The organism is Streptomyces sp. NBC_01451 (genome assembly GCF_036227485.1).
GTDB lineage: Bacteria > Actinomycetota > Actinomycetes > Streptomycetales > Streptomycetaceae > Streptomyces.
Map to the genome: position 1 here is coordinate 4028764 of NZ_CP109479.1, position 16698 is coordinate 4045461.

The following is a 16698-nucleotide window of genomic DNA, read 5'->3' on the forward strand; positions in this document are numbered from 1 at the left end:
AGTGGCCTTTGCCGAGCTGACCCCACGCAGACCTGTCATGCGCGCCGAGAAGCCCACGCAGGTACGCGAGGTGTGGCACGAGCGCCACCGGGTGGCCCTGACGGTGACCGCCTGCGCGGTGCCGCTGTACTTCGTGTGGTGGGCGGTGTTCGCGACCGGCGGCGGCGACCTGGCCGCCCAGGTGGCGTGGGCCGAGTTCGCGAAGATGTACCCGGACTCCGCGTACAACCTGTTCTGGTACGGCGGACTGCACGCGGCGAACTACAGCCTGATGTCCCCGTACCTGATGGCCGCCATCGGTGTCGTCGCGGCCACCATGCTCTCCGGGGTCGCGGCCACGGTCCTCGGCGCGGAACTCGTCGCCCGCACAGGTGTGCGCAAGCCGCTGTGGCCGGCGATGGCGGTGGGGTTCTCGCTGTGGTGCCAGGTGATCTCGGGGCGCTCCACGTTCGTGCTGGGCACCGCCTTCGCCATGGCGGCCGTACTGGCCGTGGTGAGCGGGCGCGGCGCACGACACCTCGGCATCGCCGCCCTGTGCGCGACGCTGGCCACCACCGGCAGCCCGGTCGCCGGGCTGTTCGTCCTCGTCGTCGGCGCCGCCTATCTGCTGTCGCGCGACTGGGGCCGGGCCGTGGCCCTGCTGGTGCCCCCGGTGGCCGTCGTGGGCGTCACGACGCTGCTGTTCCCGTTCGAGGGCGAGCAGCCGATGCCGTTCGCCCGTATATGGCCGCCCGTCGTGCTGTGCGCGATCGTCGTCCTGACGGCCCCGAGCGCCTGGCGCACCCTGCGGCTGGGCTCCGCGGTGTACGCGGCCGGCGTGGTCCTCTGCTACCTGATCCCGACCCCGATCGGTACGAACGTCGAGCGGCTCTCCGAGCTGGCCGCCCCGGCGACACTGCTCGCGATCATGATGTACAGGGCACAGGACGGGGATACCGCCCAGGCGGTCCCTCCCCGGCTGCCCCTCCCCTGGTTCACCCCCCGGCGGCGCATCGTGGCCCTCGGGCTCGCGATGGCCATCTCCGTGAGCTGGCTGTCCGGCAAGACGATCGCCGACATCGTCACCAACACCACGGTGCCCGAGTGGGCCGTCAAGACGGACGGCGTCGTGAACGAGCTGAAGCGGCTGGGCGCCGAACAGACGCGCGTCGAGGTCGTACCGGCCCGCGACCACCGCGAGGCCGCCATCCTCGCCCCGTACATCAACATGGCCCGCGGCTGGAACCGGCAGGCGGACGTCGAGCGGGGCCGGCTCTTCTACGAGGGCCACGGAGGCACCGCCGAGCCCGAGGGCGGCTTCTCCCCCACGGCGTACAAGGCGTGGCTCTCCCAGTGGGCGGTGGGCTTCGTCGTCCTCGTCAACGGCGAACCGGACGGCCCGGCGAAACTGGAGCACGCCCTGGTGACCAGCGGACCGAGCTATCTCCAGCCGGTCTGGGAGGACGCCAACTGGAAGATCTACCGGGTCAAGAACGCGACCCCGCTGGTCGACAAGCCGGCCTCCGTGGTCAGCGCCGACGGCGCCAACCTCGTCGTCCGGATGCCGAAGGCCGGCGAGGTGACCGTACGGATCGCGTTCTCGCCCTGGCTGTGGGCGGAGAACGGCTGCCTGACGGACGAGGGCGAGTTCACCAAGCTGACCGTCGAGGAGCCCGGCGACATCCGGATCAGCTCCACGTACGGCGGGCCGTCGCGGGAGACGGCCCTGCAGTGCGAGAAGGAAGCGGAGAAGGACAAGTAACGGGGACGGGAGCAGGACGGCTGGATGTGCGGAAGGGCCCGCCCCGATGGGGGCGGGCCCTTCCGCACATCCAGCTCGCGTCCAGCCGGGTACCGGTCAGCCGACCCGTGTCAGCTTCTTGTCGAAGCCGGGCTCGACCAGGTCCTTCTGGAGCTGGACGGGGACCTTGACCGCGCCGCCCTTGCCGTCGCCCACGGTGAGGGAGCCCACCGTGGTGCCCGCCTTGGCGGAGTGCGGCAGGTCGTCGTCGGCGACGAACGACAGCTCGACCTTCCGCCCGGCCCAGCCGACCGCCGTGACGTCCTTCGACAGCACGACCGGCGTGTGCCCGCCGAGCCCGTCGTCGACGTACCCGACGACATCGCCCTTCTTCAGGATCTTCGACGACAGCAGCGCGTCCCGGGCGGCGATCATCGCCGTCTTGCTGACCGCGTTGACGGTGTCGATGATCGGCGCCGTGTGCTGGCCGAGGATCGCGCCGACGACGACGGCCGTCTCGCCGCCGACCTCCTTGGTGGCGGCGAAGAGCAGGTTGCCGCCGGCCGCGGTGGTGGTGCCGGTCTTGATGCCGATGGCACCGTTGTAGGGGACGAGACGGTTGTAGTTGTCCCACTTCTTGCCCGTGGGGTCGTACCAGACCGGCAGCTTGGTGATGTCCATCAGCGCCGGGATCCGCACCAGCGCGTTGCCCAGCTTCACCTGGTCCTCGGCGGTGGAGACGGTGGTCTCCTTCAGGCCGGAGGCGTCGGTGTAGGTGGTGTTCTTCATCCCGAGTTCCTTGGCCGTGTCGTTCATCTTCTTGATGAACGCCGCCTCGGTCCCCGAGTCCCAACGTGCCAGCAGCCGGGCGATGTTGTTCGCCGACGGGATCATGATGGCCGAGATCGCCTGCTGCTCGGTGAGGACGTCACCCTGCTTGACGGTGGTGAGCGTGGACTCGCCGTCCTTCCAGTAGCCGGCCTCCTTCTCCGCCAGCGCGTCGACGGTGATCTTCGGGCCTGCCTGGCCGGACTTCAGCGGGTGGTCCTTGAGGACGATGTACGCGGTCATCGCCTTGGCGACCGACCCGATGGCGACCGGCTTCTGCTCGCCGAAGTTCCCCATGGTTCCGACGCCGTTGACGTCCATCCAGCCCTGTCCCTCGGACGGCCACGGCAGCGCGGCGGCCGTCCCCTCGAAGGTGTGGGAGTCCTCGGCGGTCAACGTCAGCTCGGGGCTCGGCAGCGGACGGAAAGCCTGTACGACCGCAAAGACGATCGCCAGCAGGACGACCACTGGCGTCCAGATCTTGACGCGCCGCGCGACCGTCCGCACGGCGGTGTCCCGGGGCGGCGGCGTGTTCGTCAGCTCGGCCAGCAGATCCAGCGGCGGCATGGGCGGCAACGGCTGCTGCGTCGTCCGCTCCGGCCCGACCTGCGGGGTGACGGCGGTGGCATCGGCGGCGGGTGCCTTCGGCGCCTGCGCGGAGGACGGCGCCGGAGCGGGTGCCTCGGGGGGGCCCGCGGCGGGCGGCGGCTTACGGGTCGCCGGGTCGTCCAGCTGCCTCAGGGCTACGAATTTGCTGGTTCGCTCCGAAACGGACTCGCCCTTGGCACCCTCGACGGCATCCGTCCTGGCGTCAGCGTCTGCCTTGGCGTCCGCCTTGCCGTCCGCGTCCCGCCTGTCGCCCTTGGGCTTCGCCGCTGCGAGGTCGCCGAGCTTGAGCATCGTCGTCGGCTGGTCGACAGGGGGCGCGGCGGGCGGGCGTACGGCCTTGAAGACGGCGGTGGGCTGATCGACGAAGGGCTTGGGGGCCGGACCGTCGGCGTCCACGCCGGAGGCGGGGGCGGAGTCAGCGGCGGAGCCAGAGACGGAGGCGGAGTCAGCGCCGGCTTCGGCCTTGGCGTCAGGCGAGGGCGCCGAATCGGACGCGGGCTCGGACCCGGCCCCGGATTCGGCGCCGGGCTTGGACCCGGGCGCGGTGCCGGGCTTGGACCCGGGCGCGGTGCCGGGCTTGGACCCGGGCGCGGTGCCGGGCTTGGACCCGGATTCGGCGCCGGGCTTGGACCCGGGCGCGGACCCCGTCTCGGCGTCGGACTCAGCCCCGGACGTCGGCTCGGCGTCGGACCTCGGATCGGCCCCGGAATCGCTGCCGGCGCCGGACCTCGGATCGGCCGCGCGCTCGGTGCCGGAGCCGGCCTCGACGGCGGACTTCGGCTCAGGCGCGTCATCGGTCCCGGTCCCGGTCCCGGCTCCGGATTCGCCGGGCTCGGACCCCGCGCCGGTGGCGGTGCCGGACTTCGGCCTGGCGGCGCTCTCGGGCTCGGTGCCGGAGTCAGCCTCGGTGTCAGACTCCGGCCCGACCCCGGACCCCACGCCGGGCTTCGGCTCGGCCGCGTTCTCGACCTCGGCGCCCGACTCGGGCCCGACGCCGGATTCGGAGCCGGACGTCGGCTCGGCACCGGATTCACTGCCGGCGCCGGACTTCGGCTCGCCCGCGCTCACGGACCCGGCGCCGGACTCGGGCCCGGACTTCGGCTCGGTGCCGGACTTCGGCTCGGTGCCGGGCTTCCGCTCGGGCCCGGGCTTCCGCTCGGACCCGGGCTTCGGCTGCCGCTTCGATTCGCTCTCCTGGGCACTGTCCGCCTCGGAGGGGCCCTCGGCGGAATCGCCAGATGCCCCGTCGGCGGCCTCAGGGGCCCCGTCAGTGGCCCCGGAGGGCTCTTCGGGTCCGACATCGTCAGTGGTGGCAGCCGCGGGCTTCTCGGCGCCCCCAGGGGCGTCGGCCGGAGCTTCCGCATCGGGGCCGGGTTCCTCGGCGGCACCCTCGGCGCCTTCGGACTCGCCCCCGCCCCTGTTCCCGCCCTCGCCCTCGGCGCCGTCACCGTCGCCGTCGCCGTCGGCGCTGGCGACCCACGCGGCCACGGCCGCACGCAACCGGGTGCTGCCCGTCCCGTCGGTGCCGTCGGCCTCGGCGGCACCCCCGGGCTCGCCGGCAGCCTCCGCGGCCGTGTCCGCCGTACTCGCGTCGACGTCGGTCTCGGCACCGCTCTCCGCATCCGCGGCCTCCGCCGGAAGGAGGGGGCGCTGGAACACCCGCGTCGCCGTGTCGACGCCACCGCGCGCCGTGGACTCCCGCTCCCGGGCCACCGCGAGCCGTGGGTCACGTGCCCCGGCGCCGGATTCACCCCTGGCCCCGGGAACCGGACCCGCGCTCCCCGACGTCGGTTCTTCCGACGACTCGCGCTGCTTCGACCTGTCGGGGGACTCGCCCGCCACCGATGCCTCCTTCTCGCGCCGCACGGTCTCCGTGCGCGTACCGAACCGTGAACCGTGAATCGTCAAACACAGCCCGAACGACACTGTCCGAACCAGCTACCAGTGTCCTGTGCGCAGCCTTGACTCCTGCGGTAGACGAGAACGACATAGCTACTGGTTCCACTACGAACCGGTCACGCCCTCTCGACAGATGAATGTGAGAGGGGTCACCCTGTCATTCATCCACGCGGGGAGGCATGGATGGGCAGGAGCCGCAGATCAATTCCGGAAGAGCTTCTTCTGCTGGCGCTGGACCCGGCCACGGGTACCACCGCACAGCCGCAGTCGCTCGACCTCGGTCTGGCCGGAGCACAGCTAGTGGAGCTGGCGATGGCCGGACGGATAGCCCCGGACGGGGATCGTATCGCCGTGGTCGTACCACGGCCGACTGGAGATCCAACACTGGACTGTGCGTTGGAACTGCTTCGCCGACGCGGAGCACCCGTACGCGCAGTGAACTGGATTGGCGGGCCCCGCCTGGGGCTGCGTCAGACCTACCTCTCGCATCTGGAGCGGTGCGGCATGGTGCATGCCGTGGCGGGACAGATGTGCGGGGTGCTTCCGACGACTCGCTATCAGGCGACGGACACGGAAATCAGCCGGGAGATCAGAGCCCGACTGGACACCGCCATCCGCACCGGCGTCCCGCCGGACCCGCGGACGGCGGCGCTCGCCGCGCTGGCCCATGCGGTCGGTCTCGGCAAGCACCTGTATCCGGGTAATGAGGGACGTTCGTCCCGCTCCCGGCTACGGGACCTGATCCGGCACGACCCCATGGGTGGCCTGGTGGCCCACGCTGTCATGGACGTGCAGAACGGCGTCGCGGTCCAACCGCGCCGCAGCCCGGCACCGGCCGGCCGTCAGGCCGCCCCCGGAGCCAGGTCCGCACCGGAGCCCGCACGCGGCGTTCCGATGCAGCCGCACCGCGGATCCATGGCGCGCGCCGTGGCTCTCTGAGCCGCAGGCCCACGACGAACGCCCGATCCGTGAAGCACCCGCACGACCCCGCTCGACGCGCACGCGCACCACGCAGGACCTCAACAGCGCCGCACCGCAGTCCCCAAGACCGGTTCGGGAGCCGCTGGCCCGCGCGGGGCGGTGAGGGACCGTAAGGACGTCCGCAAGGACTCCGACCCGGCCCTCGCCGCCTCGCGCGGCCGCATGTCCGCGTACCGGAGCCGGGCGCCCGGTTCCGTATGTCCGGGGCCGGGCGCCCGGTTCCGTATGTCCGGGGCCGTGTGTCCGGGGCCGTGTGCCCGGGGCCGTGTGCCCGGGGCCGTATGTCCGGGGCCGAGTGCCCCGCGCTCGCCCTGCGGCGCATGGCACATGCCCTCCGGCGGACGGCGTCCGGCACATGCGTGTCCGGAGCCGGCCGGGGACGCCCCCGGACGCTAAGCGGAATCCGCCGAACTGGCGTGTACCGGACGCATATCTCCCGCCTCGGCATCGCATATCCGCAGTTTCCCAGCGGTAGCGCGCGCCTTGGTGGCAGTCTGCTCAACAGCAGATACGGAAAGTGGCAAGTACAGGTACGCAGCCGGAGGTGCACGTCCCATGGCGTCCAATGTGAATCCCACCGTCAGGCGACGCCGGCTGGGCCAGGAGTTGCGCAGGCTCCGCGAACAGAAGGGCATGACGGCCGAAGAGGTCGCCGAGCGCCTGCTGGTCTCCCAGTCGAAGATCAGCAGGCTGGAGAACGGCCGCCGCAGCATCAGCCAGCGCGATGTCCGCGACCTGTGCGGGGTGTACGAGGTCGAGGACCAGCGGATGGTCGACTCCCTGATGGAGATGGCCAAGGACTCCCGTCAGCAGGGCTGGTGGCACGCGTTCGGGGACGTCCCGTACAGCGTGTACATCGGGCTGGAGACGGACGCGGCGTCGCTGCGCGTGTACGACCCCCAGGTCATCCCGGGCCTGTTGCAGACCCGCCCCTACGCGGAGGCGCTCATCACCGGCGCGTTGCCGGAGACGCCCCCCGGTGACATCGACAACCGCGTGCAGGTCCGGCTGCGCCGGCAGGAACGAATCACCGCCGTGGAGAACCCGCTGCGCCTGTGGACGGTGCTCGACGAGGCGGCGCTGCGCCGTGTCGTGGGCAGCAGGCTGCTGATGCGGGAGCAACTGGAGTCCCTGGTCGAGCAGTCCCAGCTGCCGCACGTCACGGTCCAGGTCATCCCCTTCGAGATGGGGGCGCATCCGGGCCTCAACGGCCAGTACGCGATCCTGGAGTTCCCCGACGCGGCCGATTCCAGCGTGGTCTACATCGAGGGCGTCACCAGCGACCTCTACCTGGAGAAGGCGCAGGACGTTCAGAAGTACAGCGTCATGTACGAACACTTGCGGGCACAGGCCCTGAATGTGGAGCAATCCCGGCAATTCATCGCGGACTTGGCGAAAGAGTACGCACGCTGACGTCCTGGAGAAGCAAGGGCCGCACAGTACACCTCTGCACCACGCCAATGGAAGAGCCCGCTGGTATATGCCACCCGGTCGAGTGAACGACCGGTCCGCTCAACGAGGTTGGCGAGTAGCGTCGATCAGGCCATCAAGGAACAACGTTGGCGCAAACCGTGCCGCGGGCTCCACAGGGTGCCCTCCGGTCGGCGACAGAACTCACCACTGGTCAAAGCGGAGCGAACATGGCAATTCAGCAAGGCGCCACGAGCACCTGGACGAAGTCCTCGTACTCCACTGGCAACGGCGCGTGTGTCGAGGTCAAGTCCCCGATTCACGCGGCGCTGGCCGTCCGGGACTCCAAGGTCCCGGCGGGTCCAACGCTGGCTTTCCCGGCCGACTCATGGAACTCGTTCGTGACAGAGGTCGGCCGGGGAGCGTTCGACCTCACCTGATGCTTCACCGCTGCTTCCCACAACTCCATAAGCACCACAGGAAGAGCCCTCTCGACCGGCCCGCCGACTTGGCCGAGGGGGCTCGGCCACGCCCGGCTCCGGTCACCTGAGCCGGTCGACGTACAGATCGGTCCCGGGGACCGTGGGAATGAACGGCGCCACCAACTCCACCCGCCCGAGGCCCACTTCCCGCACCTCCTCCTCCAGCCCCGTGAAGTGCGGCTCCCAGCAGTCCCGTGGATCCGCCTCCAGGAACCACAGCAGCGTCAGCCGTACGTCCACGCCCTCGACCTGCTTCACGTACGTCATACGGTCGCCGGGCAGCGGGGTCGGGTGGAAGGCGGTGACCATCGCGGCCGGCGACCCGGCGAGCCGCCCGGGCAGGTGCCGGGTGCGCAGCCACTCCAGCAACTCCGCCCGAGCTTCAGGGCTTTCGGCGTCGATGACCTGCAACACCAGTCCCTTGTACGGGTGATCCAGGGCGTGGAAGTCACGGGGGCCGACGGCGCCGTCCCGGTAGACGGTCGTCTCGTGGTCCTGGAACGCCGTGAAGACGTGGGTACGGTCGTGACAGACGCGTGCGTCGCGGTTGAGGCGTTTGTTGATGCCCACGGTCCAGCGCATGTGGTCGGCGTAGCGGCCCTGGGTGATCCAGTACGTGGAGAGGTAGCAGCCCGCGGTGACCGGCTGCGCCACCGCCGACTTCTCCGGGTAGCGCAGGAGTTGGAGATCCCGGGTCGCGACCCAGCGGCGGCCGGAGAACATCCACGGCATGGCCATCGCGCCCGCGTAGTAGTGGTCGTCCTCGTACCAGCGGTTGTACGCGTACTCGTGGCCCGGGTGCGGTTCGACCATGGTGATGAGCGCGTGGCCCGGGTGGACGCCGTACGGCCCGAGGGCCGCCAGCTCGGCGTACACCTCGCTGCGGGTGTCCCCACCGACTTCCGCCCTGCCCGCTTCCGTCCCGTCCACTTTCACCTTGCCCGCCTCCGTCTTACCCGCCTCCGTCTTGGCCGCTTCCCGCTCGGCTGTTTCCCGTTCGGTCATTCCCTTCGCCTCCTCTTCCTCTTTCGCTCCTCTTCCTTCCTCCTTCGGACGCCCATACTCTGACGCTCCGTCAGATAATCCGCCAGAGCCGGGGAGGGCTTCGATGTCGCTGCTCACAGGGAGGACCGTGGTGGTCTCGGGCGTCGGCGCCGGGCTCGGGCGTCAGGTCGCGGCGGCCGTCGTACGGGACGGGGGGAACGCCGTGCTCGGGGCGCGCACCGAGGCGCACCTCGCGAAGACCGCCGCCGAGCTCGATCCGGACGGGACGCGTACGGCGTACCGCGCGACCGACATCACCGACGAGGAGCAGTGCCGGGCGCTGGCCGCGCTGGCGGGCGAGCGGTTCGGGCGGATCGACGGGGTCGTCCATGTCGCCGCCTGGGACAGCTACTTCGGGGGGATCGAGGACGCGGACTTCGAGAGCTGGGCGAGTGTCGTCGACGTGAATCTGCTGGGCACGCTGCGGATGACGCGGGCCTGTCTGCCGGCGCTGAAGGAGCGGGGCGGGAGTGTGGTGTTCATCGGTACACAGTCCGCCGTGGCGGCGCCCTCGCAGGTGCGGCAGGCCGCGTACGCCGCCTCCAAGGGTGCGCTGACGAGCGCGATGTACTCGCTGGCGCGGGAGCTCGGGCCCCATCGGATCCGGGTCAACACCGTGCTGCCGGGGTGGATGTGGGGGCCGCCGGTGGAGGCGTACGTGCGGTTCACGGCACAGGGGGAGGGGGTACCGGAGGCCGAGGTGCGGCGGCGGCTCGCGGAGCGGATGGCGTTGCCAGAGCTGGCCACGGACGGGGATGTCGCGGACACGGTGGTGTTCCTGGCGTCGGAGCGGGCCCGGGCCATCACCGGGCAGTCTTTGCTGGTGAACGCGGGTGAACTGATGCGGTAGCCGATATTCCGCCAATCTCTCAGCGGTCGCGCTGAGTTCATGGACATGAACCGAGGTCAGTGCGGCGAACTTCTTTACTCCCTCTTGACTGTTCGGGCTGTTGTCGTTGCCATGCCATCGAATCGACGATGAGCGGGCGCTCGACACCCCCGCTCGACCTGCTCGACGCCCCTGGGAGGGAGCACATGAACGGCCTCGACTGGACCGTGCTCATCGCGTACTTCGGTGTGATGGTCGCGATCGGTGTCTGGTCCCACAAACGGGTCGACAACGTCAGCGACTTCTTCACCGCGGGCGGGAAGATGCCCTGGTGGCTGTCCGGCATCTCCCACCACATGTCCGGATACAGCGCGGTGATGTTCACCGGTTACGCCGGTATCGCCTACACGTACGGCGTCACGTCGTTTGTCACCTGGTCGTTCCCCATCGCGCTGGGCATCGCCATCGGCTCCAAGCTGTTCGCGCCGCGTATCAACCGGCTGAGGTCGCGGCTCCATGTGTCGTCACCGCTGGAGTACCTGAAGAACCGGTACGACCTGAAGACCCAGCAGGCACTGGCGTGGTCCGGGATGCTGCTGAAGATCGTGGACGTGGGCGCCAAGTGGGCGGCGATCGCCACCCTGTTGTCCGTCTTCACCGGACTGTCCCTCAACCAGGGCATCCTCATCACCGGTGCGATCACCGCCGTGTACTGCACGATCGGCGGCCTCTGGGCGGACGCGCTGACGGAGTTGGGTCAGTTCGTCATCCAACTCCTGGCGGGCATCGCGATGTTCGTCGCGGTCGTCGCCGAACTCGGCGACCACGGAGGGTTCTTCGGGGTCTGGGACGAGCCCGCGCTGCAAGGACACGGCAAGCCGCTCGTGGGCCCGTACGGCACGGTGTTCCTGCTCGCGTTCCTCTTCATCAAGCTGTTCGAGTACAACGGCGGCATGCTCAACCAGGCCCAGCGCTACATGGCCACGGCCAGTCCCCGTGAGGCCGAACGGTCGGCCCGGCTGTCGGCGGTCCTGTGGCTGGTCTGGCCGCTGGTGCTGTTCTTCCCGATGTGGATGTCTCCGCTGCTGGTCCAGTCGCAGAAGCCGGACGGGTCCGACTCCTACGCCCTGATGACCGAACAGCTGCTGCCGCACGGCCTGTTGGGGCTCGTCATCGTCGGCTTCTTCTCCCACACCATGGCCATGTGCTCGTCCGACGCGAACGCCATCGCCGCCGTCTTCACCCGGGACGTCGCGCCGGTGGTCTGGAAGCGGGCGCGGGCATGGACGGACTCGTCGGGGCTCACCGCGGCGCGCGTGACGACCGTGGTGTTCCTCGGGCTGTCCATGGCGGCGGCCACACAGGTCAACTCCCCCACGTTCAAGGACATCATCACCGTCGTCATCAAGTGGGTGGCCGGTCTGATGGGTCCGATGGCGATCCCGATGATGCTGGGTCTGCTGCGGCCGTTCCGGCGGTCGGGGCCGACGGCGGCGCTGGGCAGTTGGTCGATGGGGCTGCTCGCCTTCTGGCTGGTCAACTATCCGATCAACTGGAGTGTGGACGGCGGGGTGCCGCTCCAGTACCAGGTGTCGATCCCGCTGGCCGTCTCGCTGGTGCTGTACATCCTGATCGGCTTCCTGCGGCCCGAGGACACGCCGGAGCGGCTGGCGATCATCGAGACCGTGAACACGGACGGGGACGACGGTATGGCGGTGCGGGTGCCTGTGGCGGAGCCGGCGGACACGGTGCCCGGGAAGGGGTGAGTCGGCGGGGTGTGCGGCGGGTTTCCTCACCCCCGCCGCCCCTACCCGTCCCATCCTGAACCTGGGGGCTGCGCCCCCAGCCCCCCTTCGGCCCTGAACGGGCCTCGCCCTCAAACGCCGGACGGGCTGGAATGGCCGGGCCCGGGCTGGAGAAGCGACGGGGGTGGGTGGGAAACCTGGCTCGGGCTGGAGGTGCCTCGTCCGCGAACGCCGGCCGGGCCGGAACGGCCCGGCTGGAAACGTCCGACTCTCACGCCCTCGGGTATCTCGTCAGCCAGCCCGGGGAGGATCCCGCCGGGCCGTGGAGGGCCGGTCCCTGGGTCATCTCCATCGCGAAGTCGTCCGCGAGGACCAGCATCGTCGGGCGGCCCTCCAGTTCCGCCAGCCAGGCGGGCGGGAGGGCCGTCTCGCCGTGCAGGGCGCCCAGCAGGCCGCCGGTCAGCGCACCCGTCGCGGCCGAGGGGCCGCCGTGGTTGACCGACAGGGAAAGACCGTGGCGGATGTCCTCGCCGACCAGCGCGCAGTAGACCGCCACCGACAGGAGGCCCTCCGCCGTGCCGGCGCCGGCCAGGTCCGCGACCCGCGCCGGGGACGGGATGCCCTGGCGTACGGCCCCCAGGGCCCGCTGGAGGGCCTCCGAGACCTGCTGGTGGCCGGGTCTGGCCGCCAGCAGGGCCAGCGCCCGCTGCACCGCCGTGTCGAGGCTCTCGCCGCGCGCCAGGCCGTGCACGATCACGGCGTACGCGCCCGCCGCCAGGTAGCCCGTCGGGTGGCCGTGGGTCTGCGCGGCGCACTCCACCGCCAGCTGCATCACGAGCTGTGGTTCCCAGCCGACCAGGAGTCCGAAGGGGCCCGAGCGGGCCGCCGCCTCCGGCCCGGCCTCGCCGGGGTTCTTGGGCGCGTCCAGGGTGCCCATGGTCTCGTCGCCGAGGCCGAGCAGACAGGCGAGGGCCGGGTCGCGGCGGGCGTACAGCCACTCCTCGCGGGCCAGCCAGCCGTCCTCCTTGCGGCGCTCGTCCGGCCCCCAGTCGCTCTGGGTGGCCCGCCAGCGGCGGTAGGCGCGGTGCAGGTCGGTCGGCGGGTGCCAGGCGCCGGTGTCGCGGCGCACCTGGGCGCGGATCAGGCCGTCCAGGCTGAAGAGGGTGAGCTGGGTGAGATCGGTGATCGAGCCGCGTCTGCCGTACGCGAAGGCCAGATCGGTGAGTCCGTCAGCGCCGTACGCCTCGTGGATGGAGTCGAGGGTGAGTCCGTCGAGCGGGGCGCCCAGGGCGTCGCCGAGGGCCGCGCCGAGCAGGGTGCCGCGGACCCGGCTGCGGAAGTCCTGCTGTTCGGGGCGGCCCCAGATGGCGCCGGACGCGGCACCGGTCACGCCACCGGATGTCATCACACCCACCTCGGACCTCCCTCACAGCATCGTTCGTACGATTGACAGCTCAGCACTGTAATCGACCGGGAACGGTCCGTTCAGGGCCCGCATTGGTATGCGGAAAGTGACATGAGAGAGCATGAGTCGGCATGAGTGATCCCGACTGGTCACCAATCGAGGAGCCTCAGGCCCTCCCCTTCTGCGTCACTCCCCCTTGTCCGTCGTCCCGTTTTCTCCGTCATCCCATTTCTCCGTCATTCCGCTTCTTCGTCATTCCGTGTACCGCCCGCTGATCGCCTCCCGCGCCGCCCGCACCCGTTCCAGCCGTACGGCGATCCGCTCCCGTTCCTCCGCCGGGTCGCCCGGCGCCGCCGCCAGCTCGTTCAGCAGGTCGGCCAGCCACGCCACGTCCACCCACTCCCTCGTCCCCGTGAGCAGGCCGGTGAGGCGTTCGTCCAGGTCGGCCCAGTCGCCGAGGCCCGCCGCGATCACCGCGTGCAGGAAGCCGGACGCGCCCTCGGCCGGCTCCCAGCCGGAGGCCAGCCGGTCCGCCTCGCGCCAGACCGGGCGGGCGGCCTCCCGGCCCCGCTCCCCGGCGACCGCGAGGGCGAGGCAGAAGACGCCGCCGGCCTCGTGCAGGCCGCACATCCGGTCCGCCGTCTCCCGGGCGGCACTCCACTCCCCCGCCCTGCGCTGGGCGCGGGCCAGCTCCTCCAGTCCGGCGGGTTCGGTCAGTCCGTGCCGCGCGGCCTCCGCGAGCGCCGTCGCCGCCTCGCCGGGACGCCCGTCCAGGAGGTGGATCTGCGCGAGGGTGTGGTGCGCCCAGGCCCGGTCGTCGCCGATCACCAGATAGCGGTGGAGGTCGGTGCGCGCGTCCTCGGGGCGGCCCACCGCCAGCAGGGTCATGATCCGGCGCATCAGATGCCAGGCTCCGTCCGGGTCGAGCGCGACCGCCCGGTCCAGGTCCGCCAACGCATCCGCGTAAAGGCGCAGTTCGTGCAGTACGGCGCCCCGGCAGCCGATCGCCCACACGCTGTCCGGGGCCAGCGCGAGCGCCCTGTCGAGGTCCGCGCGCGCCTCCTCGAACCGGCCCAGGCAGCGCAGCGCCTCACCCCGGTTCCACAGCGCCCACGCGCTCTCCGGCTCCAACTCGACCGCGCGGTGGGCGTCTTCGTACGACGCCTCGAATCCGTCGGCCCGCCGGTGCACCACCGAGCGCTGCACCAGCGCCCAGGCGTACGACGGGTACAGCTCCAGGGCCCGGTCGAGGTCGGCCAACGCCTCGTCGTGGCGGCCGAGTCGGCTGCGGGAGACGCCCCGGCTGGCGTACGCCGACGCGTAGGCGGGGTCGAGTTCGAGGGCCCGGTCGTAGTCGTCGAGGGCCTCGGCGTCACGGTCGGCGGCCCGGAGCGCGTCGCCCCGCTCGCACGCGACCCAGGCCAGCTCGGGGCCGAGGGCCACCGCCCGGTCCAGGTCGGCGAGTTGACCGGCCTGTTCCCCGCGCGAGCGGTGCACCCGGGCCCGCCGGACCAGGGCCCACACGTGCTCGGGGTCCAGTTCGAGGGCCCGGTCGAGGTCGGCGAGGGCCTGTTCGGTGTCGCCGGTGCCGTGCCGGGTGACGCCCCGGGAGGCCCAGGCGCCGGCCAGTTCGGGGCCGAGGGCGACGGCCCGGTCCAGGTCGCGGCCGGCCTCCTCGTGGTGGCCGAGGATGCGGTGGTAGTCGCCGCGTACGAACAGGACGCGGGCGGTGTCGGGGGCCAGTTCGTCGGCCCGGTCGAGGTCGGCGATGGCGGCGGCGTAGTCGCGCTGTTCGGCACGGGTGACGCCCCGGCCGTAGTAGGCGCGCTCCAGCCCGGGATCGAGGGCGAGGGCCTGTTCGTACTCGCCGAGGGCCTTCTCGTACTCCCCGCCGATCCGCAGTTCGCGCCCGCGCAGCATGCGTGCGACGGCCTGCCCGCGCGCGTCGAGCCCGGCCCGGCCGAGCAGCAGCGCGAGCGCGCCGAGCACCCCGCCCTGCTCGTTGTCCCCGCCTTCCCGGTTGTCCCCCACGTGTCCGTAGTCGGCGAGCGCGTCGAGGAGGTCGTGTCCCCAACTCCGTACCGCCGGTGCCTCGTTGTCGTCGCCCGCCTCCACCAGAAGGCGCGCCCACCGCCGGGCGACCACCTCGCCGTGGTCGCAGGCGTCGACGACGTCCCGCAGGACGACGGGCAGTGCGGTACGGGGGGACGCGCACAGCAGGTGGTACGACTCCGCGAGCCGCAGCTCCCGCCACTCCTCCGTGGCCCACAACTCGTCGGCGGGGAGCGGCACTTCGACCTCGGCGCGCCAGCGGGCGAAGGTGCCGGCGAGGCCGGTGTGCTGTTCGGCCCAGCGGCGCGGGGAGCGGCGGCGCTGGAGGCGGAGCATGGGGGCTCGTACGACGTCGTGGTACTGGACGCGGTCGCCCCGGTCGCTCACGAACGGCAGCGACCTCAACCACTCGAACAGCAGGTCCAGTTCGGCGTCGTCCCGCGCCTGCCCGGCAGCGGAAGCCGGGAAGGCGGCCCGGAAGATGTCCGCGTCCAGGCGCCGGGGCAGCGCGCAGGCCAGGGCGGCGGCCTGGCGGACCGGGTCGGTCTCCCACTTCAGGAACCGTTCCACGGCGGTCGCGCTCGGGTCGCCGATGTCGTCCGGGTCGGTGGGGCGGGCCTCGGCGAGGGTCGACACCAGCACCGGCAGCCCGCCGGTGAGCCGCAGCACCTCCTCGACGACCGGCCCGTCCGTCACACCCTTGTCGGCGAGCAGTCCGCGCGCCTCGGCCTCCGTGAACGGCCCGAGCGGCACCTCGGTGACGAAGTCGGCGAAGCCGCCCCAGCGGCCGGTGTCGAAGGGGCGCTGACCAGCGGTGACGAGGACGAGGTTGGCGGGGAAGGAGAGGTCGCCGTAGCGGTCGGTGGTCATGATGTCGTGCAGCCAGCCGTCGAGGAACGGGCCGGTGCGCTCGTACGTGTCGAAGAACAGGACGATCCAGGGCACGGCGGCGCAGATGTCGTCCAGCTCGGCGAGCAGCACCGGGGTGAGGACGCGCTCGGGCGCGAGGACGAGCTGCACGTCGTCCTGGTTGCGCAGCCGGGCGGCGATCCCGGCCCGTACCCGGTCGGCGCCCCGGGCGATCCGGTCGGCGTCGAGTGCGCCGGCGAACGGTCCGACGACCGGGATGAGTCCGGCGCCGACGAGCCCCATCCGGGCAGCCGTCAGACTCCCGGCCGAGGGGCTACCCGCTGAGGGACCGCCGACCGACGGACCGCCGGCCGAGGGACTCCCCGGTTGCGGTTCAAGGCTTTCGAGGCTCGCGACGGCGGACTCCGCCTCGTGCCGCCGCTCCCGATGGGCTGCGAGCAACCGCTCCAGTTCCTTGAACCGCCGTCCCTGCGCCGCGAACTGACGGCACATCACCGCCAGCGCCTCCGGAACACTGCCGACGCCCTCGTCGACGTAGGCGGTGAGCGCGCCGCGGTCCTTGGCCTGCTGCTCCAACTCCCGCACCAGGAAGGTCTTTCCGACGCCGGCGTTGCCGTGCACATGGAAGCGGAAGCGGTGGCGTTCGTCGTCCGGCGGCAGTTCGAAGTTGGCCCGGAACGCGGCCCGTTCGGCACCCCGGCCGACGAACCCGGCGCGTCTGCGCTGCTGGATCAGCTGCCGCATCGACGGGCGCGGAGGCTGGGGCATCCGTACGTCTCCTCGTGTCGTGTCGCGTCGTGGGGAGTCTCCTGAGGCGTCCTCCA

10 protein-coding genes are annotated in these 16698 nt (G+C 71.4%); 6 read left to right on the forward strand and 4 right to left on the reverse strand.

Annotation, left to right across the window (positions count from 1 at the left end; genetic code table 11):
* The first annotated feature begins 37 nt into the window (after positions 1-37).
* Entirely contained in the window at positions 38-1741 is a 1704-nt protein-coding gene (locus OG595_RS17390; RefSeq protein WP_329273108.1) for a hypothetical protein, read from the forward strand.
* A gap of 96 nt (positions 1742-1837) precedes the next feature.
* Here OG595_RS17390 and OG595_RS17395 read toward each other — a convergent pair whose 3' ends face one another.
* Positions 1838-5023, reverse strand: a complete 3186-nt coding sequence (locus tag OG595_RS17395; protein WP_329273111.1) for a D-alanyl-D-alanine carboxypeptidase — start codon at positions 5021-5023, stop codon at positions 1838-1840.
* Positions 5024-5239: 216 nt separating this feature from the next.
* Here OG595_RS17395 and OG595_RS17400 point away from each other — a divergent pair, with 216 nt between their 5' ends.
* The 3 genes from OG595_RS17400 to OG595_RS17410 all read left to right on the forward strand — a co-directional run bounded on the left by OG595_RS17400 (position 5240) and on the right by OG595_RS17410 (position 7887).
* Positions 5240-5995 carry a GOLPH3/VPS74 family protein gene (locus OG595_RS17400; RefSeq protein WP_329273114.1) on the forward strand — a complete coding sequence of 252 codons (756 nt, stop codon included), beginning with the start codon at positions 5240-5242 and terminating at the stop codon, positions 5993-5995.
* Positions 5996-6592: 597 nt separating this feature from the next.
* Positions 6593-7450, forward strand: a complete 858-nt coding sequence (locus OG595_RS17405) for a helix-turn-helix domain-containing protein (RefSeq protein WP_329273118.1) — start codon at positions 6593-6595, stop codon at positions 7448-7450.
* A 227-nt stretch (positions 7451-7677) separates the two neighbouring features.
* A complete protein-coding gene (locus OG595_RS17410; RefSeq protein WP_329273119.1) occupies positions 7678-7887 on the forward strand; it encodes a DUF397 domain-containing protein in 210 nt (69 codons plus the stop codon).
* 102 nt (positions 7888-7989) lie between these two features.
* On the opposite strand, the gene OG595_RS17415 is transcribed toward OG595_RS17410, so the two are convergent.
* Positions 7990-8934 carry a hypothetical protein gene (locus OG595_RS17415; RefSeq protein WP_329273121.1) on the reverse strand — a complete coding sequence of 315 codons (945 nt, stop codon included), beginning with the start codon at positions 8932-8934 and terminating at the stop codon, positions 7990-7992.
* A gap of 103 nt (positions 8935-9037) precedes the next feature.
* Between OG595_RS17415 and OG595_RS17420 the strand changes: the two genes are divergently transcribed.
* Positions 9038-9823 (forward strand): SDR family oxidoreductase, encoded by a 786-nt coding sequence (locus OG595_RS17420; protein WP_329273122.1) that lies wholly within the window; start codon positions 9038-9040, stop codon positions 9821-9823.
* Positions 9824-10008: 185 nt separating this feature from the next.
* Entirely contained in the window at positions 10009-11568 is a 1560-nt protein-coding gene (locus OG595_RS17425) for a sodium:solute symporter family protein (protein WP_329282965.1), read from the forward strand.
* A 250-nt stretch (positions 11569-11818) separates the two neighbouring features.
* Here OG595_RS17425 and OG595_RS17430 read toward each other — a convergent pair whose 3' ends face one another.
* Both OG595_RS17430 and OG595_RS17435 read right to left on the reverse strand, forming a co-directional pair.
* Positions 11819-12952 carry an ADP-ribosylglycohydrolase family protein gene (locus OG595_RS17430; RefSeq protein WP_329273124.1) on the reverse strand — a complete coding sequence of 378 codons (1134 nt, stop codon included), beginning with the start codon at positions 12950-12952 and terminating at the stop codon, positions 11819-11821.
* Between the two features lie 252 nt (positions 12953-13204).
* Positions 13205-16642: a tetratricopeptide repeat protein gene (locus OG595_RS17435; protein WP_329273127.1), complete on the reverse strand. Its 3438-nt coding sequence runs from the start codon at positions 16640-16642 to the stop codon at positions 13205-13207.
* Positions 16643-16698: the final 56 nt, after the last annotated feature.

Bases quoted from the DNA above. Each gene is read 5' to 3' on its own strand.
- OG595_RS17430 (WP_329273124.1), bottom strand. From the start codon at position 12,952: ATGACATCCGGTGGCGTGACCGGTGCCGCGTCCGGCGCCATCTGGGGC.
- OG595_RS17420 (WP_329273122.1), top strand. From the start codon at position 9,038: ATGTCGCTGCTCACAGGGAGGACCGTGGTGGTCTCGGGCGTCGGCGCC.
- OG595_RS17425 (WP_329282965.1), top strand. From the start codon at position 10,009: ATGAACGGCCTCGACTGGACCGTGCTCATCGCGTACTTCGGTGTGATG.
- OG595_RS17405 (WP_329273118.1), top strand. From the start codon at position 6,593: ATGGCGTCCAATGTGAATCCCACCGTCAGGCGACGCCGGCTGGGCCAG.
- OG595_RS17415 (WP_329273121.1), bottom strand. From the start codon at position 8,934: ATGACCGAACGGGAAACAGCCGAGCGGGAAGCGGCCAAGACGGAGGCG.
- OG595_RS17390 (WP_329273108.1), top strand. From the start codon at position 38: ATGCGCGCCGAGAAGCCCACGCAGGTACGCGAGGTGTGGCACGAGCGC.
- OG595_RS17400 (WP_329273114.1), top strand. From the start codon at position 5,240: ATGGGCAGGAGCCGCAGATCAATTCCGGAAGAGCTTCTTCTGCTGGCG.
- OG595_RS17435 (WP_329273127.1), bottom strand. From the start codon at position 16,642: ATGCCCCAGCCTCCGCGCCCGTCGATGCGGCAGCTGATCCAGCAGCGC.
- OG595_RS17410 (WP_329273119.1), top strand. From the start codon at position 7,678: ATGGCAATTCAGCAAGGCGCCACGAGCACCTGGACGAAGTCCTCGTAC.